16 protein-coding genes and 1 pseudogene are annotated in these 18472 nt (G+C 56.7%); 5 read left to right on the top strand and 12 right to left on the bottom strand.

Translation table 11 applies throughout. The features are described from left to right. Positions 1–545: 545 nt before the first annotated feature. Complete coding sequence (locus FE783_RS00510) at positions 546–1895, top strand: LLM class flavin-dependent oxidoreductase (RefSeq protein WP_138877355.1); 1350 nt, start codon at positions 546–548, stop codon at positions 1893–1895. A gap of 433 nt (positions 1896–2328) precedes the next feature. Here the strand turns inward: FE783_RS00510 and FE783_RS00515 are convergent, their stop codons facing one another. The 3 genes from FE783_RS00515 to FE783_RS00525 all read right to left on the bottom strand — a co-directional run bounded on the left by FE783_RS00515 (position 2329) and on the right by FE783_RS00525 (position 5600). Further along, a complete protein-coding gene (locus FE783_RS00515; protein ID WP_138877356.1) occupies positions 2329–3354 on the bottom strand; it encodes a LacI family DNA-binding transcriptional regulator in 1026 nt (341 codons plus the stop codon). A 176-nt stretch (positions 3355–3530) separates the two neighbouring features. Next, entirely contained in the window at positions 3531–4829 is a 1299-nt protein-coding gene (locus FE783_RS00520; RefSeq protein WP_138877357.1) for a Gfo/Idh/MocA family protein, read from the bottom strand. A gap of 216 nt (positions 4830–5045) precedes the next feature. After that, on the bottom strand, positions 5046–5600 hold the full coding sequence (locus FE783_RS00525; protein ID WP_138877358.1) for a superoxide dismutase family protein: 555 nt from the start codon (positions 5598–5600) through the stop codon (positions 5046–5048). A 181-nt stretch (positions 5601–5781) separates the two neighbouring features. Here FE783_RS00525 and FE783_RS00530 point away from each other — a divergent pair, with 181 nt between their 5' ends. Beyond that, entirely contained in the window at positions 5782–6840 is a 1059-nt protein-coding gene (locus tag FE783_RS00530; RefSeq protein WP_138877359.1) for a YheC/YheD family endospore coat-associated protein, read from the top strand. Here FE783_RS00530 and FE783_RS38630 read toward each other — a convergent pair. From FE783_RS38630 to FE783_RS00545, 3 genes and pseudogenes are all read right to left on the bottom strand, one after another. Further along, positions 6831–7067 (bottom strand): annotated as a pseudogene (locus tag FE783_RS38630) (MBL fold metallo-hydrolase); the annotation flags it as partial. The gene FE783_RS00530 and the pseudogene FE783_RS38630 sit on opposite strands and share 10 nt — an antisense overlap. 176 nt (positions 7068–7243) lie before the next feature. Next, positions 7244–8053, bottom strand: a complete 810-nt coding sequence (locus FE783_RS00540) for a YheC/YheD family protein (RefSeq protein WP_238402811.1) — start codon at positions 8051–8053, stop codon at positions 7244–7246. A 204-nt stretch (positions 8054–8257) separates the two neighbouring features. After that, positions 8258–10036, bottom strand: a complete 1779-nt coding sequence (locus FE783_RS00545; protein WP_138877361.1) for a peptidoglycan D,D-transpeptidase FtsI family protein — start codon at positions 10034–10036, stop codon at positions 8258–8260. Between the two features lie 198 nt (positions 10037–10234). Here FE783_RS00545 and FE783_RS00550 point away from each other — a divergent pair, with 198 nt between their 5' ends. From FE783_RS00550 to FE783_RS00560, 3 genes are all read left to right on the top strand, one after another. Beyond that, positions 10235–10984, top strand: coding sequence for a metallophosphoesterase family protein (locus FE783_RS00550; RefSeq protein WP_138877362.1), 750 nt, complete (start codon positions 10235–10237; stop codon positions 10982–10984). Between the two features lie 29 nt (positions 10985–11013). Next, positions 11014–12147: a hypothetical protein gene (locus FE783_RS00555; protein WP_138877363.1), complete on the top strand. Its 1134-nt coding sequence runs from the start codon at positions 11014–11016 to the stop codon at positions 12145–12147. 339 nt (positions 12148–12486) lie between these two features. After that, entirely contained in the window at positions 12487–13800 is a 1314-nt protein-coding gene (locus tag FE783_RS00560) for an ABC transporter substrate-binding protein (RefSeq protein ID WP_158301542.1), read from the top strand. Positions 13801–13859: 59 nt separating this feature from the next. On the opposite strand, the gene FE783_RS00565 is transcribed toward FE783_RS00560, so the two are convergent. The 6 genes from FE783_RS00565 to ruvX form a co-directional block, all read right to left on the bottom strand. Beyond that, positions 13860–15191 (bottom strand): peptidase U32 family protein, encoded by a 1332-nt coding sequence (locus tag FE783_RS00565; protein ID WP_138877365.1) that lies wholly within the window; start codon positions 15189–15191, stop codon positions 13860–13862. Beyond that, positions 15191–16153 carry a peptidase U32 family protein gene (locus FE783_RS00570; RefSeq protein WP_138877366.1) on the bottom strand — a complete coding sequence of 321 codons (963 nt, stop codon included), beginning with the start codon at positions 16151–16153 and terminating at the stop codon, positions 15191–15193. The genes FE783_RS00565 and FE783_RS00570 overlap by 1 nt, the downstream gene beginning before the upstream one ends. Positions 16154–16161: 8 nt before the next feature. Beyond that, on the bottom strand, positions 16162–17214 hold the full coding sequence (gene mltG, locus FE783_RS00575; protein ID WP_138877367.1) for an endolytic transglycosylase MltG: 1053 nt from the start codon (positions 17212–17214) through the stop codon (positions 16162–16164). Between the two features lie 125 nt (positions 17215–17339). After that, positions 17340–17657, bottom strand: coding sequence for a DUF1292 domain-containing protein (locus FE783_RS00580; RefSeq protein WP_138877368.1), 318 nt, complete (start codon positions 17655–17657; stop codon positions 17340–17342). Beyond that, the gene (locus tag FE783_RS00585; RefSeq protein WP_138877369.1) at positions 17654–17974 is read right to left on the bottom strand and encodes a DUF1292 domain-containing protein; all 321 of its coding nucleotides are present in this window, start codon (positions 17972–17974) and stop codon (positions 17654–17656) included. The genes FE783_RS00580 and FE783_RS00585 overlap by 4 nt, the downstream gene beginning before the upstream one ends. 9 nt (positions 17975–17983) lie before the next feature. Further along, positions 17984–18403 (bottom strand): Holliday junction resolvase RuvX, encoded by a 420-nt coding sequence (gene ruvX, locus FE783_RS00590; protein WP_138877370.1) that lies wholly within the window; start codon positions 18401–18403, stop codon positions 17984–17986. Between the last annotated feature and the right edge of the window lie 69 nt (positions 18404–18472).

Below are 18472 nucleotides of genomic sequence, written 5' to 3' on the forward strand. Positions count from 1 at the left end.
CCTCCTCGTATTTTCCGTCGATTGATTAAATCACACTAAATCGATAGGGTTTTGTTTATTTGAAGTTGATGGGACCTACTATAGCAAGCGGTTTAGTTCGTTGTCAACCGTATATTTTCGTCGTTCCGTTCGGTTGGGCCGCCTCTTCCTCAGCTCTGTTGGACGCATATTTGAAGGCAAATTGTGCGGGAGCCTCGAAAAAACTTTATTGCTCAGGATGGAGGCCACATTGATGAGAATTGCTGTCCAAGACAGCTCTTTTGCGCCGCTTGCCGCGTTCCTGTTCTAGAATAAGAGTCGTTTGCATCTCTTACTCCACGCTTACCGTGTCCATTTTCGAAAATAAAAGATGCTTTCGCAGATTATCGCAAAAAGAGCGATTGACACCCCAAACAAACCATGCTATATTTCGACTAAACATATCGGATTTATCGAATATGATTGTGTTACCGGACAACCGGATGCTGGCCTTGCGGCTATGCTCCGGTTTTTTTGCATGCTGGCGTTTGGGGAACAAACTATCAACGAAAACGAGGTGCGGGGTAATGGGACAATCGGGACAAACGAAGAAGCAAGTGCATTTGAACGTATTTATCCGGGGGGCGGGCCATCATGCGGGCGCGTGGAAGCATCCGCTAGCAAATCCTAAGAGCGATCTGGAGCTGGAGCATTATGCGGAGCTCGCGCGTATCGCCGAGAGGGGGCTGCTCGATTCGTTGTTTATGGCCGACAACTACTCCGGGCTCGGACGGAGGCTGGAACCGTTCACGCTGCTGTCGGCGCTGGCCGCTCTGACGAAGCATATCGGATTTATCGCCACGGTCAGCACGACGTACAACGATCCGTTTCACGTGGCGCGGAAATTCGCCTCGCTCGATCACATCAGCAAAGGGCGCGCCGCCTGGAATATCGTCACCGGCCATTCGCAGGCCGACGCCGACAATTTCGGCAAGCCGGGACATCCCGAGCTGACGAAGCGTTACGACATCGGCGACGAGTTCGTCGAGGTGACCAAGCAGCTGTGGGACAGCTGGGAAGAGGATGCGCTCGTCTACGACCGGGAGACGGACACGACGATCGATTCCGGCAAAGTGCATGAAATCAACTTCAAAGGCAGCTACTACTCCGTCAAAGGTCCGCTCAATATCCCCCGCCCGCCGCAAGGCTACCCCGTGCTCGTCCAGGCCGGGTCCTCGGAAAGCGGCAAGGAGCTGGCCGCCAAGACGGCCGAAGTGATCTTCACCGCCCAGCAAACGCTCGGGGCCGCGCAGGAATTTTACACCGACGTCAAATCGCGGCTCGCCAAATACGGCCGCACCCCCGATCAGCTTCTGATCATGCCGGGGCTCGGTCCGATCGTCGCCGATACCGAAGCCGAGGCGAAAGACTTGGAGGATGAGCTCAATTCGCTGGTCGATACGAAGAAATCATTGAAGCGGCTGTCCAACTATTTCGACGTCGATCTGTCCGAATATCCGCTTGATGCGCCTGTACCGGTCGACAGGGCGAAGCCGTACGGCACGGTCAAAGGCGGCATCACGAGCCGGCACGAGGTCGTGATCGATGCGGCGATCCGGGACAACATGACGATTCGCCAGTTTCTGAGCCGCAGCTACGGCGGGCACGGACACGTGACGTTTACAGGCTCGGTCATTCAGGTCGCCGACTTCATCGAGAAATGGCTGAACGAGGGCGGCGCCGATGGCTTCAACCTGCTCCCGGCCATTTACCCGAGCGGACTCGAAACGTTCGTCGACAAAGTGATCCCCGAGCTGCAAAACCGCGGCATTTTCCGTACCGCCTACGAAGGCTCCACGCTCAGGGAAAACCTCGGCCTCGCCCGCCCGGAGAACGGGCATAAGCAAGTATGGGCGCTGCGCCGGGAGGCGAACTGAGTCGGGCGGGCGAGGCGGTTACCCGTTATGCCGCGAAGTGGCTGGCTGGTCGCCGCCAGTTAGCCGGTGATAGAGCCTGCTAGTGTGTGCTAAAGGCAAGCTGGCGCTAAGTCTGCTAGTCGGTGCTAAAGTCTGCCTAAATCTGGCGAATCCCGCTCTCCGGCAACTTAGATGGAAAACCTCCATCTAATTACGGCTAAAAAGGCCGAAAAGCGATTTTTGCTGGAAAACATGTAGTTATTTCGGCGCAATATCGGCTAAAGAGGCCCTGACGGCAAAAATAGCAGCATTTTTCCATCTCGCGAACAAGAATCGCGCCGATAGCCGGAAAATAACTGTATGTTTTCCATTACGCAGCCACGATTCCCTGCCCCATATGTCCTATAACAAACAAACAAGCTCCCGGAATGAATCGTCCGGGAGCTTATCCATTTTATCGAAAATCCGCAACTGACTCGCGCTCCAGCAGCTTCGGCTGAAGCATGATGCCCGTCTCTGGCTTCTTGCCGTCGATCAGCATGTCCAGCAGCATGTTGCAGGCGAGCCTGCCCATCTCGTACGTCGGCTGCAGAACCGTCGTGAGCGGCGGGGTCATCATTTGCCCGAAATCGATGCCGTCGAAGCCCATGACCGACATATCTTCCGGCACTTTGACGCCCATCGATGACAATTCGTTGACGACGCCGAACGCCGTCATGTCGTTGCAGGCGAAAATCGCCGTCGGCCGTTCGCCTTTGTCCAACAATCTCCGGGTCTGCTCCTTGCCGTTCTCGAACTCGTACGTGCCGCTGTACGTTTCTTTGCCGCCTTCCTGCACGATCTGTTCAAGCCCTGCTTCGCGCATCGCCGCCAGGTAGCCGTCGTGTATGCTGATCCGGCTCGGCCTATCGAGAGGAGCCGTCAAGTAAGCGATCCGCTTATGGCCTTTGGCGATCAGATGCCGGGTCGCGATGTAGCCGCCTTTACGGTAGTCGAAATCAACCTGGCAGACGTCCTCCATCTCCATCTTCTGATCGAGCGCCACGACGTTCAAGCCCATGTCGATAAAATGCTTCAGCTGCTTCTTGTCGCTCGAAATCGAGGATATGACAAGACCGCGCACCTGCTTCTCGAACATCGCCTGAATATATTTATCCTCGAGCTCCGGATCCTGGAACGAGTTGCACAGCAGCACCTGGTAGTTGTTTTTGCGGGCGATTTCTTCTACGCCGAGTATGATGGAAGAATAGAACAAGTTCGTGATCGTAGGAATGACGACCCCGATCGTCATGCTCGTCTTCGTCTTGAGCTGTTTGCCGAGCAAATTCGGAACGTAATTCGTTTCTTTGGCGATACGCAATATTTTGGAGCGCAGCTCCGGGCTGACCGGGTAACTGCTGTTGCTGAGCACCCGCGAGACGGTTGCTGACGACACTTCGGCCATTTTTGCAATATCGTGAATCGTTAACGATTTTTTCATTCTAACGCCTCAATCTCCCGGGAAACCGTTTACTACAATTAAAACGGTTTTATCTCGTTCCGTCAAGTCGCGCCGGCTCGATGCGCATCGCGGACATACGGAAAGGAACCGCGGCATTGCAGATTACGATTCGAGAGCTCGAGGAAATCGATTCCCCAGGAGCCGGGAGGGTCGGATCACAGCGTCTCCAGACCGACGATTCGCCGGCTCTCCATGGAGCGGTCGGCGGCGAAGCCGATCAGGTGGCCGTAAATCGATTCCTCCAGCGCGGTCGACGAGATGGAGGGCTGCTCGCCGCGGACGACGCGGATAAAATCTTCGACCAGCCGCAAATCCCCGCCGCCGTGCATGTCCTTCGACACCTTCAGCTCGACCCGTTCCTCGCTGTACTCGTGACCGGCACGCGGATCCGGACGGCGGACGACGAAATAGCCGTCCTCCATGACGCCCTGAATTTCCCCGTGAGTGCCGATCAGATGAATGGCCCGGCATGGCTTTGACGTGCCGCCCGTCATATTGTGGGAGGCGGTGCACCCGTCCGCGAACTCGACGACGACCGATTGGTGATCGACTACATCGTTGTCGCATTTCCAGACGCAGCGGCCGTACGGATTATCCGTACGAAGCGACTCGATCCGCTCCTCCATGGACGGCACGACGCCCAGATGGTAGTCCGGCCACAAGTAAGGCGCCCACAGCTTCTGCTCCAAATAATGCTTCTTGGCGGAATAGTCGCACGATTCCTCGATCGCGCAGTCCAGACAGCGCTCGCCTGCGCCGGCGGGCGCTTTCTCGGCCCGGAAATAGCTGCGACCGCCGAAGCTGCTTACCGCGGTCGGGGCGATGCCCCCCTTCATCCAGGCGAGCAGATCCAGATCGTGGCAGCATTTCGACATCAGCATGGACGATCCGCCGCTCGCCTTGCTTCTCCATTTGCCGCGCACGAAGCCCATTGCCATATGATGATAGCTTACGTTCTCCACGGTTTGCAGGCTGATAATGTCGCCTATGTCTCCCGCCGCGACACGTCTGCGAATCTCGACGTAAAACGGCGCATAGCGGAGCACGTGGCAAATCATCACTTTGCGTCCGTTTTTGCGCGCGCCGGCAAGAAGCTCGAGCACCTCGCTTTGCGCGGTGCCGATCGGCTTTTCCAACAGCACGTCATAGCCCGCATCGAGCAGAGGCAGCGTCGTGGGCACATGCTGCGAGTCCATCGTGCCGTTAATGGCGGCATCGGCGATTTTCCCGCTCCTGCGGACGAGATCCTCCACATCGACATAAGCCGCCTCGTCCGGTAATCCGAACATATTGGCCGTTCTGCTTCGCCTGATCGGATCAGGGTCGACAACGCCTACGATCTTCAGCTCATCCGGATGCTTCTTCGAATATGAACCGTAAATAATCGCCCGATGACCGGCTCCGACGATAATTGCGGTTATCGGTTCTACTTTCGTTCGCGATTCAGCCGCCATGAATGAATCCCTCCACGTTAAACAAATGATAGCGCTTCCTACAAGGAGTTTAACAGAATCACCCCACAAAGTGGAGCCTTGCTTCGAAGCTTATTCCAAATACTTTGCGGGGACCCCGGAATAAAAAGGCAAGACCGCCCCGGGGCGGTCTTCGTACTTATAGACAACATATTGACAGCCCGCGGCGCGTAATCTCCGCGGCCCCGTCGATACGGGTTAGCGGATAACGCCGCAAGCGATGCGGGCTCCGGAGTTTCCGGCCGGGTCGGTCATGCCGTCGTCGGCCTTCTCGTGGATGACGATGGCTGTCCCGCCCTCTTTGTGCAGCGAGTTCGGCTTTCCTTTCGCCAGCGTAACGCCGCCGGCAAGCCAGTCTGCCTTCGCGACTCCATCGGCTCCTGCCGTCAAGTTCGGCATATCGCCGGCATGCGGCCCTTCCATGCTGAGCAAACCGTGCTTTTTGCTTGTCGGATTCAAATGGGGGCCCGCCGTCGTAAAATCGGGCGTATCGCATTTCCCCGTGTCGTGGAAATGAAATCCGTGAACTCCCGGCGTTATTCCGCTTACTTCCATTCGAACCCGCACGCCGCCCGGTTCTTGCGTAAACGTCGCACTTCCGATCGTCTTGCCTTCGGTGTTCACAATCGTCGTACGGACCGCCGGTTCCGGGGACTCGGCCGCCGCCCGCCCCGAAACCGGCTTCGACCCGCAGCCCGTGGCAGCGAGCAGAAGCAAGCCGAGCGTAAGCAGGCCATATTGTTTACCCTTCATGCTGTTTCCTCCCAAATCATGCTCGTATTGGCCATACGTCCTTCATTGTTCACCTTTCGCCGGAGCCTTAAACACGGCCGCCCGATTACGGCCGATGCCGCTCACCAACCCCCCCGGTCGGCATATGCTGAATCGATGATGAATAACTACCGCAAGCAAACGACATCTCGGGTGATACGGTATGAAAACAAACCTGTTAGGCATCATGACGCACCGGATCGGCACGCCCGGCCGCTACATGCGGCACGCACAGGCGGCCATCTCCGCCGGCTTCTCCGGTGTCGTGCTGTTCGCGCCGAACGGCGTCCGGCTGAAGCGAAAACGAATCGAAGGATTTGTTTACGTCCCCGGCTCGAATTGGACGAAGACGTCGTCGTGCGAATATCCATCCGTTGCGGTCGACATCGGCTATTATACGAAGCGCGAGACGGTCATGCAGTCGATCCGCGTCAAACAGCATAGCCCGATCCGCTTCACCGGCTTCGCATCGGGAAACAAATGGACGATCCAGCAGCACCTGCTCTCCTCCTCGACGATCGAGCCGCATCTGCTGCCGACGAAGCCGATGAAGGCGACGGCGGACGCATTCTCCTTCGCACGTGAGCACGGTACGATCATGATCAAGCCGATCAACGGCAAAGGCGGAAAGGGCATCCTGAAGCTGAGCGACTCGAACGACGGATGGACGCTGCGGCGGAACGGCAGGGCGACCGTATCCGGGAGCGAGATGACCGTCCGCTCCGCCTTACGGCGGGCGACGGGCGGCGGAGGATATTTGCTGCAAAAGTGGATCGATATCCGCAATAAGGAAGGCCGCGTGTTCGATATTCGCGCTCTCGTTCAGAAGAACGGCAGCGGCGAATGGGAAATATCCGGTACGGCGGTCCGTGAAGGACCCCCGCACAGCATAACCTCGAACATTTGCGGCGGAGGGCGCGCCTACGATACGAAGCAGTACCTCGAGCGGCTGTTCGAGCCGGCTAAGGTGGACGAACTGACGGATCGGCTTTGCTGCCTGTCCCAGCATATTCCCCCTCATCTGGAATCCGACTACGGCAGACGCTTCACCGAGTTCGGCCTCGATTTCGCCGTCGACCGGTCGGGAACGTTGTGGCTGCTTGAGGCGAACATCAAGCCCGGCAAATCGGTTATCCGGAAAGTATACGGCGACGAGGCGGCGCGAAAATGTTTCCTGCTGCCGTTCCAGTATGCACGCTACTTGGCAGTCGGTCAGCAATAAACAGCAATGGATCGCGGTCGGGCTGCCGGCGATCCATTGCTGTTTGTCGTTCCTGGCTCAAGATTCAATATTGATTTCCGCCTCGGCAATGGCATGCTCCATGGCGGTATATGGCTGCTCAAGTATTTCTCCGTGACTTCCCTGCCGGAAATATGGACCGGTACTTCGGGAAACGCCTGGTGGAGTGCGTCTAGCGCACCTATATGATCGTGGTGTGCATGGGTCAGAGGAGAACATGCATTGCAATGCGGAAGAGTGTGATCGGATATTTCATAAACTGACCTTTTCCGGTATCTCCGTATTATGAAGTTCTTGCCTGGTATCCTCCACAAAAAAAAGACGCCGCATGTCGGCGGCGCCACGTTGTCGGCAGCTATAATCAAATGCTATTAAGTTAAACCGATCAGTGCGGTCTTGTGTTGACTTCGAATATCCACAGCCTGCCGGAGCGGTCGAAACCGTAATCGAAGCCGAGCTCGCCTATCCCCGGGAAATGACGTTCCAGCAAATGAATGCTGATGCGGGTAATGTTCCGCATCTCGCCCTTCTTGCGGCGGACGAGCGAGCTCGACAGCGAACGCCGGATACCTTCTGCCGACGACAGCATCGTGCCGCCGCGGCACAAGTTCGTGACGAACATGCCGGGGTTGGCGAGCCGCCCTACCATCGATCTTGTAACCCATGCGCCATTTTGCTTTACCACTTTGACCCGATAATCGATCGGCCGTCCACGGATCGTAGCTAGGTTAATCCCCCGCTGCACCAAGTAGGACCGCTTGCGCCGGATAGACTTCACGGCCGCTAACATGCCGCCGAAGCTGCGGTACCGGGTTACTTTGCGGCGATGGCGGATCGAATACGTCGACCCGGATTTGATGATCATGATTACGCCCTGCCCGCCCGTGCCGATAACCGGCTTCATGACGACTTTGCCGTATCGGGCCAACATGGCCGACAAATTGTCGGGTGTAAAAATGCGCGTCTCTGGAATGTGCTGCGCGACTCTCCCGTCCTGCCGAAGCACGGACGTCTTTACCCATTTGCTGGCGATTTGACGCGATATTGTCGCTTTCTCCTCAATACCCGGCGGATGCGCGGCAGCAATGCCCGCCGTGGCGGGCTCCTCGGCTGCGTCGGTTGCGCCGGCGGCAATTTCCGGCCCGGATGAGGCGATATTCGCTTCCATTCCCTCCTCTTGCATCGTTTGATCCATTAATATCCCTCCTCAAAAGTTTCTGACGAACCCATCTTGTTCGATGTCGCCGAAGCCTTCGTTTGAAGAAGCCAAGCTATACCGAATGTCGAACGAACGTATCCAGAATCGTGGCGCTGCAGCAGTACCGGTACGGATAACGCTATATCGTATGCCGGGCCGGGGACATCTTCCTGTTCATTTGCCCCCGGGCATACGCCGCTTCTACCGTTCGGCCAAAGCATCCATAATGTCCCGGAACGCCGCGATAGCCCGGTTTTTGCCGTTCTCCGGCTCGTTCTCGGCTACGACCGCAACCGCATACCGGGGATGCTCGACCGGTCCGTATCCGACAAACCATTGATGAACGGCGGGGCGCCCTCCGGCAACCGTCTGGGCTGTTCCGGATTTCCCGGCCAACCGCCATTTCGCCTGCTGCAGCGATTTGCCCGTGCCGGTCCGTACGACCTCTTGCATCCATTCCGCAATCTGGCGCGTCGTGCGCGAAGAGACGCCGTGATCGCGAGCGCTTGCTTCATGCGCGGGAAACGACTGCACCACGGTTCCGGACCGGTAGCGGACGTCCCGGACGATGCGCGGGCTCAGCACTTCCCCGCCATGGAGCATCGTTACGACGAGATTGGCCGCCTGCAGCGGGGAGACGAGAACGTCCCGCTGGCCGATCGCCGTCTGGATGCGGATACCTTCGTCCTCGGACGGAGTTCTTCCGGCAAAAATTTGTCCGCGCTCCTCGCCGTCCAACTGGCTCCACTGCCGGCCGCCGGAGCTTTCCTCCGTCCAGCCGACCTGCATGTCCAGACCGAGCTTCCGGGAAATCTCCTGCAGCTTCTCGCCGCTTAAGCGCTGCATGACCTTGGCGAACACGATATTGCACGACTCGGCGTACGCTTGTTCGAGCGTAATCGTTCCATGGCCGCCGTGCAGCCAGCATGTAAAGCCGTATTTGCCGAGAGAGCCGTTGCATTCGAACGTCTCGTCCCGCTTCACGACGCCTTCCTCCAGGGCGGCCGCGGCTACCGCCGTTTTGAAGACGGAGCCGGGCGTTATCGCCTTGAGCGCCTTGTTCCCCCAATTTCCTTCCTCCGGCGCGATCCGGTACGGATCGAAGTCCGGGCGGCTTGCCATCGCGAGCACATCGGCGTTGTCCGCATCCAGCACGACGGCCGCTCCCGAGGCGATACCGGCTTTGTCCAGCAGGCGCTCGACCGTGCGCTGCATGTCCAGATCGAGCGTAGTTCGGACCTGCAGCGGGTAATACGGATTGTCCGGCTTGATCAGCCGCACGTCGAGTCCGGCCAATGGCCGGTTCGCCCCGTCGGTGAATAAGCCGACCGAAGTTTTGCCGACGCCTTGCAAATACGGCTCCATCGTTTTCTCCAGACCGGCTGCCCCGATCCGGCTCGTCAGCGACAAACTGCCCCGAGTCAGCTGCTTGGCGAACTCCGATTCGATCCGCTGCGGATTTTGCCCGATAAAGCCGATCGCATGTTTCGCCGCCGCATCGGCGGGATACCGCCGGACCGTTTCCATCACTTCCACGCCCGGTGCATGAAGCTCTTCGATGCGCCGCGCTTGGCCGGCCGTCAGCGGAACGGGCAGACCCGTCCCCGGCTCCGTCCACATTTTCGGCACGTTCGCACCGGTGTAGAAATCGCGCCATCCCTTCTCGTTCGTCCCCAGTATACCGGCAATCCGGCGCATCGCGTCGTCGTTTTGCTCGGCGCTCCGTTTGACCGGAAACACGACCAGAGCCTGTACACGCTCTCCCGTCATCGGCTTTCCGTTGCGGTCATAAAACTGTCCGCGGCCGCTGTCCAGCTCGATCCCCGACTCCCGCTGCGCCACCGAATTGCCGATCAGATCGATCTCCCGGCGCGAGAAGCTGCCCGTATCGATCACTTGAATCCAAGCGAGCCTCCCGAGAAGAACGGATAACAGTAATGTCATCCCGAGCAACCCGAACCATATTCTGCGCTGCCTCATAGGCTCATCCCTTTTTCTTTGGTGTCCCAGAACAAAGCCGGAGCCAAATCCGGCCTTGTACTACTATGCAACCAGTATCGACAAAGTGCCGCACGGACAAACGGCACCCGGGCGGCCGAGCGGCAAAACCGGATTGCTGCTGGCAAAGAGGGCGGCGTGTGGTATGATTACGGTAATTTCTTTTCAGGAGGTGAATCGATGAAGATAGCCGTTTTCTCCGACACTCACGGCAACATTACGGCGCTGGAAGCCGTCCTGCGGCACATCGACGCGCAAAATCCGGATACGCTCGTCTGTCTCGGGGATATCGCTTATAAAGGGCCGGCTCCCTCAGCGTGCGTTCGAGCGGTTCGCGAGCTTGCCATTCCTTGCGTCTATGGCAATACCGACGAATATTTGCTTGCCGCCGCCGGCTTCGGCACGCATCCGAACGTCCAGGAGCTGCCGTATTTGCGATGGCATACGAGCAGGATGGACCCCGCCGACATCGAATATTTGCGCGCTTTGCCTTTCGAATACCGTTTGGAGGCGGACGGGCAAACGTTCCTGTTCGTGCATGGAACGCCACAGCACTGCAACGCCGCCATCATGCCTAACGACTCTGCGGCCAAGATCGGGGAGCAAATAGCCGACGCCCGGGCGGATTGGATTATTATGGGTCATATCCATACACCGTTCCTGTTCCGACACGGGAATACGGTACTCGCCAATGCCGGTGCGGTAGGGTTTTCACTCGACGGCGACTGGAGAGCGTCCTACCTCATGCTCGATACCGCCGCCCGTTCGGTTTCGTTTCACCGGGTCGAATACGACTTGGAGCGTATCGTTTCCATCGCTAAGAACAGCCGGTTTTGCTTTTCCCCGGAATGGTACCGCGACGCTCTGGCCAAAGGCTGGTGGGAGCCTGTCCCTTACGGGCAGCGGAGCGCGATCGACCAGTTCCCGTAGAAAGTCCGACATCCAAGGAGGAATCCAGCTTGCCCTTGAACAAGTTTGCGGTCATCACCGCCATATCCATAGCGGCCGCGCTATCCGGCTGCTCTTCGACCGCTCCTACCGGAGATGCCGGAGCAAGCTCCACGAAGGAAACGTCTATCGCATCTGCCGACGCCTCTCCTTCGACTCCGGCCAAAGTGACGGTAGGCGCATTCACCCAGGAAAAGATAACCCCCGAACAACGAACGATTCCGCCAACCTATACGAAATTTTTCAAAAAAAGCGATTTGGGTCCTGTCATCCCCGGATTGCAGCAGGGGCTCGTACCGCAAGGCATCGCTTATTTCGCTTCCCGGAACTGGATCGTTATTTCCTCTTACCGCGATAAAGCCCCGAGCGTACTGTCCGTAATCGATCTGAAGACGAATAAGCTGCTGAAAACCGTGCTGCTTTACGAGAATGACACGACCCCGTACATGGGCCATGCCGGAGGAATCGCGATCAGCGCCGAGCATTTGTGGGTCGGCTCGGATAGTCTGGTCCGCGCTGTCCGATTGGACGATGTCGTCAATGCCAAAGACGGGGGACGCGTCCCATTTCGAGAGAAGTTCGGAACGGAGACCAAAGCTTCCTTCCTCGCTTATTCCGACGGTATCCTATGGGCGGGCGACTATTCCGACAAAGAGTATCCGACCGATGCGAGCCACCATATGACAAGCCGGGACAATAAAGCATACAAAGCTTGGGCGGCCGGCTACAAAATCGATAAAGACACCGATCTGATCGGTCAAAGCCATCCGGTAAACCCGGCTGCGCAGCGGGCGATTCCCGACTACATCTTTGCTGTCGCCGATAAAATCCAGGGCTTCGCGGTACACGAAGGTAAAGTATGGCTCAGCCAGTCCGGCGGGCGCGCCAACGACAGCTACCTGCTCGGTTACACGGATGTGCGCGGCGAAGAGCCTCATCTGCGCCTGCAGCTTGCCGGCCGTGAAGTGCCGCTGTGGTACTTGGACGGTAAAAATATGACCGATACGTGGATCATGCCGCCCATGTCCGAAGGGCTGGATACGGTCAAAGACAAAATCGCCGTCCTGTTCGAATCCGGCGCGAAGCCGTACCTGTCGCAGGGAACGTTCCCGGTCGATCAGATTTATTTATTTTCGCCGAAATAACGCGGCATTTCGCCTTCGCAATAACTGAAAAAAGAAAAGTATTGCATTTTATTAAATTTTGTTTCATAATTAATACTAGATTGAATCATATTTATTACCCAATTGAAAACGGTTCCATGTTGTTGGTTATAAGGGTGGAGTCCACGAGAGAACCCCGAGGCCGATACATCTTTTTCGATTCGTTCCGAAGAGGTGTCATTGCCCGAGGTTATTTGTGCTTTTTTCGTACAGAAAAAAGGAGGTGGACTGCCGCGAACCATTCCGTGCGAGTATCATCGTCACCAGGTTAAGCGCTAAAGCAAAGGAATTGAAACCAAAATGAATCGAGGGGTAGTACATATGGCCAACTTTATGAAAAGGCTTACATTACTGTCTATTATCGCGGCGGTATCGATGACGGGGTGCTCTTCCGCCAAATCGGGGGATGCGGTCAAATCGAAAGACTCCGCTTATACGGTATCCACCGATCCGGTAACTTTAAAGTTTTACGTCAACGTGACGAGACTGTCGGAGCTCGAGTTTCAAACGTATTTCGTCGAGCCGATCAAACAAAAGTATCCGTATATTACGCTTCAAAAGCTGGAGGGCGAAATCGACAAGCTCGTGGCGGCCGGAGAAATTCCGGATCTGATCATGTCCGACAACGATTGGCATATGCCGCTGAAACAATTGGACCTTCCCGCCGATTTGACCGAGTTGGTCAAAAAATCCGGCTTCGACTTGAGCAAGTTCGTCCCGGAGACGGTTCAAGCGATCCGGAATCTGGACCCGAACGGCCAGCTGCAAGGCATTCCGCTCTTCTTGAATACGGGCGCGCTCTTCTACAATAAAGACATTTTCAACAAGTTCGGCGTTCCTTATCCGAAGGATGGCATGCTCTGGAGCGAAGTGCTCGATCTGTCCAAAAAGTTGACCCGAAACGAGAATGGCGTTCAATATATCGGTTGGGACCCCCGCTTTCCCGACCATTTGATCAGCCCGTATACGCAAGAATTCGTAGATCCGAAAACGAACAAAGCGCTGATCGATATTCCGCGCTACCGGAAAATACTCGAGCTGTTCAAGCAAGTGTATGAGCAGCCCGGCTATATCGGACCGAAAAACGAGTATGCTTACGGACCGGGCGGATTCGTGACGACTCACATATTGGCCATGCAGGCCGACTGGGTCAGCAAGCTCGTAAGCGATCTCCTCCAAGCCGAAGCGAAGCAGGCGGCACCGAACTGGGATCTCGCGACGGTTCCGAACTTCGAGGATACCGTAGGCAAAGGACGCCATGTGCTGGCCGACATGCTGATCATTACGAAACCGAGCAAATACAAGGAACAAGCGATGCAGGTCATTCAACTGCTGACGTCCCGCGAGCAGCAAATCAAGATGACCCGGGATGCCCGGCTTACCGTCCTGAAGGACGACGAGGTCGTGAAGCAATTCGGTGCGAATACCCCGTCGCTTAAAGGCAAAAACATAGAGGCCATCTACAAATATACGCCTTCCAAAACCCCACAGCCGCATATTGCGGACAAAGAAGTGCAGACGGTCATTCGCGATATGCGCAAGGAAATGGCGGTCAACAAAAAGGATATCAATACGGTTCTCCGGGAAGGGCAAGAGAAAGCGGACAAGAAAATCGCGGAATTGATGGCGAAGTAATGGCAAAAAGGAGCGGCCCTGCGGCCGCTCCCTTCATTTTCCGCTATGCGATTGATGGCTCACTTCTTCCGGCCGACCTGCTTGCGCATCATGTCCATCGGCTTGACCGGCTGCTCGACCTTGAACTTCACCAGCTGCAGCGGATGCCGCGCGGCGTCCAGCACGTTGCCTTCCTCGTCCGTAAGCTCGCCAACCTGCTGCTTGAAGAACGTCCCTCCCGGACCGAAAAATTCGACTTCCTGCCCCGGCTTGAAATGGTTGCGCTGTTGAACCGTGGCCACACCCGTCGCCTCATCGTAATCGACGACAAGTCCGGCGAAATCGAAGTCGACCCGTTTGTCCTCTGGTCCGAAAATATGATCCTCATGGCCCGGAGCATCGAAGAAAAAGCCTGTATTCAGCGGTCGGTTCGCCGCCTTGTATATTTCCTGCAGCCATTCTTCCTTCAGCTCATACCCTTCCGGATCTTCATAATAAGCGTCGATCGCCTGACGGTACGCGTTCACGACCGTCGCTACATAGTGGATGCTCTTCATCCGGCCTTCGATCTTGAAGCTTTCCACGCCGGAACGAATCATCTCGGGAATATGCTCGATCATGCACAGATCCTTGGCGCTCATCATGAACGGATCTTCCCCTTGGAAGAGCGGGGTCCCCGTCATGCCTTCCTTGAACCGCTTCAACGTCTGATCCGACGCCGCCTGCTCCTCGGTCACGATCTGCTCGATCTCGACATCGCCGTCTTCGAACAGGTCGTACTTCCAGCGGCACGATTGGCAGCAGCCGCCCCGGTTCGAGTCGCGGTCCGTGAAATGGTTGGACAGCACGCATCGACCGGAGTAGGAGCTGCACATCGCGCCGTGGATAAACGTCTCGATCTCGATGTCGACGTTCCGCTTGATCTCGAGTATTTCCTCCATAGTCGCTTCCCGGCCGAGCACGACCCGGTGAACGTCCTCTTCCTTCCAAAACTGCACGGCCTGCCAGTTGACGGTCGATTGCTGCGTGCTCAGATGGATTTCCAGCTTCGGTGCTGCCCTTTTGCACGTCTCGATAATCGCCGGATCGGCGACGATAATGGCGGCGATGCCCGCATCCTGCAAATTGCGCAAATAGTCCTCGATACCGGCGATATCCTCGTTATGCGCGTAAATATTAGCCGCCACGAACACTTTGGCTCCGTACCGGTTCGCGAACTCGACCGCCTCGCGCATTTCCTCGAATGTGAAGTTGTCGGCATTCGAACGCAGTCCGTATTTTTGCCCGCCGATATAGACGGCATCGGCACCGTAGTGGATCGCGAACTTCAGCTTCTCCAAGCTGCCTCCCGGAGCGAGCAGCTCCGGCTTCTGCCCCGGCTTCAGCTTCGTATGAACGGTTTGTAGCTGCATCAGTAAACTTGCTCCTTATAGTAAAATCCGAACGACAGCTCCCGGTCCGGGTCCTGCAGCTCGCGTATCGGTTCCAGCCATTCCTCGTCGAAGACGTACCCGGCGGGATCGGCCGCATAGGCGTCGATCGCTTTCCGGTAGCAGCGGACGACCGTCTCGTTGTATTCGACCGGCTTAAGCAGCCCTTCGATCCGGAAGCTGTCGATGCCCGCTTCCATAAGCTCGTGCAGGCTTTCCAGCATGCACATGTCGTCGCCGCTCATCACATGCGTACCGTTCGCATCCTCATAGACCGGATATTTCTCGTCCTTGCGCTCCTCTTCGATCAGAAACAGCTTGCGGTCCGCATCGAGACGCTCGCCTTGCGCCGATTGCCCCTGATGCTCCCAGTAATTTTTCAACAGCGTCCGCTTCGAATGGTAAATGTTCGTCATGCCGTGTACCTGCACCTGCACCTCGGCCATGACATGCCGCTTGATATCGACCACTTCGTCCATATTGAGCTCCCGGGCTAGAAAGACGCGCGTAGCCCCTTTGCCTGTCCAATAGTTGGCCGTCACGTAATTCGTCGACGTCATCTCGGCGTTCCAATGGAGCGGAAGCTGGACGCCTGCCTGCCTCATGGCGATCAACACCGCCGGATCGCCGAATACGACCGCATCCGCGCCCGAGTCCGCAACGAGCTTTAAATAACCGGGAAGCTCCGGGAGCACCTCGTTATGCAAAATTCCGTTGCATACGACATACGCCTTCGCCCCCTTCCCATGGGCAAGCCGGATCGCTTCCCCGATCCGTTCGGGCGGAATATCCCCCGTCAGACGCATCCCGAAGCGCTGATCCCCGATATAGAAAGCATCGGCGCCGGCATCCGCCAGGCGTTCGATTTGCTCGATCGAGCCGGCGCCGATCAGCAGCTCCGGTTTGCGGAATGCCGCAGCCAGTTGTTTCGCATTGTCGCTCATCGTGGATGTCACCTCTTCTTGCTATCCGCTATATTTTTCAAGTGCTGCTCGTACGTCTCCGCGAACGTATGCTTTTGCGTTCCGTCGCTTTTCGTGACGTAGAACAAATACTTCGTATCCACAGGGTAAAGCGCGGCCTGAATCGATTTCAGGCTCGGGCTTGCGATCGGACCCGGAGGCAGTCCGGCGATTTTGTACGTATTATAAGGACTGTCGATCTGCAAATCTTTCTCGAACAGCCTTTCCTTCGGCTTGTCGAGCGCGTATTGGACCGTGGCGTCGATCTGCAGCTTCATGCCGATTTTGATCCGGTTGTAGATGACGCTTGCCACGATCGGCCGTTCTTCATCATCGACCACCTCGCGTTCGATCAACGAGGCGACCGTCATCATTTGGTGAAACGTCAACCCGCTTTGCTTCAGCTTGTCCGGCCAGTCCGCCGGCAGCCCCGCGAGCTTCCTGTCCAGCTCGGAAGCCATGCGCAGCACCATATCTTTCGTCGTGCTGTCCAGCTTGAATTCGTACGTCTCCGGGAATAAATACCCTTCCAGCCGGTGCCGGAGCCCGGGGTCGTCCGGAATATCCGCCACCCATTTGACCGAACCGTAGTCCTGCTTCTTATCCGTCAGTTCGAGAAAAAGCTGCCGGTCGAAGCCCGGCCTTCCTTCCAGCCTGTCCGCAATTTGCAGGACGGTGTACCCTTCGGGAATCGTAAACCGCAAAGCTTCCTGCTTGACCGTGTCGCCTTCGTTCAATTTCCCGATCATCTCGTCCAGCTCCATGCCGGGCCGCATCACATACTCGCCGGCTTGGAACCGGCCGCCTTCTTTCTTATAAATCAAATAATAGCGGAATACTTTCGCGTCGCGGACCAAGCCGTTCTCCTCGAGCAGCTTGGCGATTTGTCCCGACCCCATCCCGGGCGGTACCGTTATCCTCACTTCTTGCTCCGACGCTTCGGTAGGCTTCAGCGCATAAGCGACATACATCGCCGTACCCGCCCCGGCCAGCACCAGAGCAAGCAGGACGACCGATAGCGTGATGAATGCGATTCGTTTCAATCTGTTTCCTCTCCCATGTCGTTTCAAGAATGGCGGGCCGGGCCGGAATACGAAAAAAAGAGCGGTCCGTCAGCCGCCCGTGGTCGCCGTCTCCTATCCGGCCGGACCGGGTGCGCGCACCCGGGTCAAGGCCGGTCCTGAATAGGAAACGACATTTCGTCGTACAGCTCCGAGACCGTCTCCCATTCATCGTCATCTTCGATCGTTTCCAGCTCGGGCTCGCCGTCGCCGGAAGCGGATATTTTGAAGATAGCGACTTCCTTCTCTTTCCTCAGTTCATCCGACTGGAGAACCGCGTACACGCTGCCGTTGTACCGGAACTCGGCCATAATCCGATAAGCGACCGATTCGTCCTGCTCGTCGAACAGCTCGATTTCGTCCCCGTAAGCTTCGCGCAGCAGCCGTACCGGCTCCGCCTGGCCCCATCCTTGTTGGCCGCTCATGCTTGTTCCTCTTGCTCCGACTCCGCTACGAGCGTGTTGAACGTTTCTTCCACTTCGTTCCACTCTTCTTCGTTATCGATCGTATACAGTTGAAGATCGTCGCCGTCTTCCTCGTATCGGAATGCATACACTTCGTCGGTTTCTTCGTCTTCCTCGTCTACTTCTACGGGTACGACCATCATGTATTTGTTGCCGGCGAATTGTCCCGTTTCGACTTCGAACTTCATGATGACCTCGAATTCTTCCTCGTTGCCTTCCTCATCCGGAATATAGATGATTTCCGGCTCTTCCAAGTTCAACTCTTCTTCCTTAGACATAAGCACACCTCACCTGTTCGATTTGGAATCCAAATAGTTTTGCAGAATGAGCGCGGCCGCCATCTTGTCGACGACCTGCTTCCGCTTCTTCCTGCTCACATCGGCCTCGAGCAGCGTCCGCTGCGCCGAAACGGTCGTCAGCCGTTCGTCCCACATCATGACGGGCATTTGCAGAGCATCCTTGAGCGTATCGGAAAATGCGATGCAAAGCTCTCCCCGCGGACCGATCGTATTGTTCATGTTTTTCGGCAGCCCGACCACGATACTCGTTACTTCGTATTCGTCGGCGAGCTGCCGCAAACGTTCCAAATCGTCTTCGGGCTTGCGCCGCCGGATCACTTCGATCCCTTGCGCCGTCCATCCGAACTCGTCGCTGACCGCGACTCCAATCGTTTTATCTCCGTAGTCCAATCCCATCGTTCGAGCCATTGCGTTCCCCTTCGCCGTCGGCCGGCTTCCCGCTGCACGCTCCCCGCGAATAAGCACGGAAGCCGATGG

It is taken from the genome of Paenibacillus mesophilus (assembly GCF_005938385.1).
In the GTDB taxonomy this organism is placed as follows: Bacteria; Bacillota; Bacilli; order Paenibacillales; family NBRC-103111; genus Paenibacillus_AB; species Paenibacillus_AB mesophilus.

Bases quoted from the DNA above. Each gene is read 5' to 3' on its own strand.
- FE783_RS00510 (WP_138877355.1), top strand. From the start codon at position 546: ATGGGACAATCGGGACAAACGAAGAAGCAAGTGCATTTGAACGTATTT.
- FE783_RS00540 (WP_238402811.1), bottom strand. From the start codon at position 8,053: ATGGATCAAACGATGCAAGAGGAGGGAATGGAAGCGAATATCGCCTCA.
- ruvX (WP_138877370.1), bottom strand. From the start codon at position 18,403: ATGGCTCGAACGATGGGATTGGACTACGGAGATAAAACGATTGGAGTC.
- FE783_RS00520 (WP_138877357.1), bottom strand. From the start codon at position 4,829: ATGGCGGCTGAATCGCGAACGAAAGTAGAACCGATAACCGCAATTATC.
- FE783_RS00560 (WP_158301542.1), top strand. From the start codon at position 12,487: ATGGCCAACTTTATGAAAAGGCTTACATTACTGTCTATTATCGCGGCG.
- FE783_RS00525 (WP_138877358.1), bottom strand. From the start codon at position 5,600: ATGAAGGGTAAACAATATGGCCTGCTTACGCTCGGCTTGCTTCTGCTC.
- FE783_RS00585 (WP_138877369.1), bottom strand. From the start codon at position 17,974: ATGTCTAAGGAAGAAGAGTTGAACTTGGAAGAGCCGGAAATCATCTAT.
- FE783_RS00565 (WP_138877365.1), bottom strand. From the start codon at position 15,191: ATGCAGCTACAAACCGTTCATACGAAGCTGAAGCCGGGGCAGAAGCCG.
- FE783_RS00545 (WP_138877361.1), bottom strand. From the start codon at position 10,036: ATGAGGCAGCGCAGAATATGGTTCGGGTTGCTCGGGATGACATTACTG.
- FE783_RS00580 (WP_138877368.1), bottom strand. From the start codon at position 17,657: ATGAGCGGCCAACAAGGATGGGGCCAGGCGGAGCCGGTACGGCTGCTG.
- FE783_RS00570 (WP_138877366.1), bottom strand. From the start codon at position 16,153: ATGAGCGACAATGCGAAACAACTGGCTGCGGCATTCCGCAAACCGGAG.
- FE783_RS00515 (WP_138877356.1), bottom strand. From the start codon at position 3,354: ATGAAAAAATCGTTAACGATTCACGATATTGCAAAAATGGCCGAAGTG.
- FE783_RS00550 (WP_138877362.1), top strand. From the start codon at position 10,235: ATGAAGATAGCCGTTTTCTCCGACACTCACGGCAACATTACGGCGCTG.
- FE783_RS00530 (WP_138877359.1), top strand. From the start codon at position 5,782: ATGAAAACAAACCTGTTAGGCATCATGACGCACCGGATCGGCACGCCC.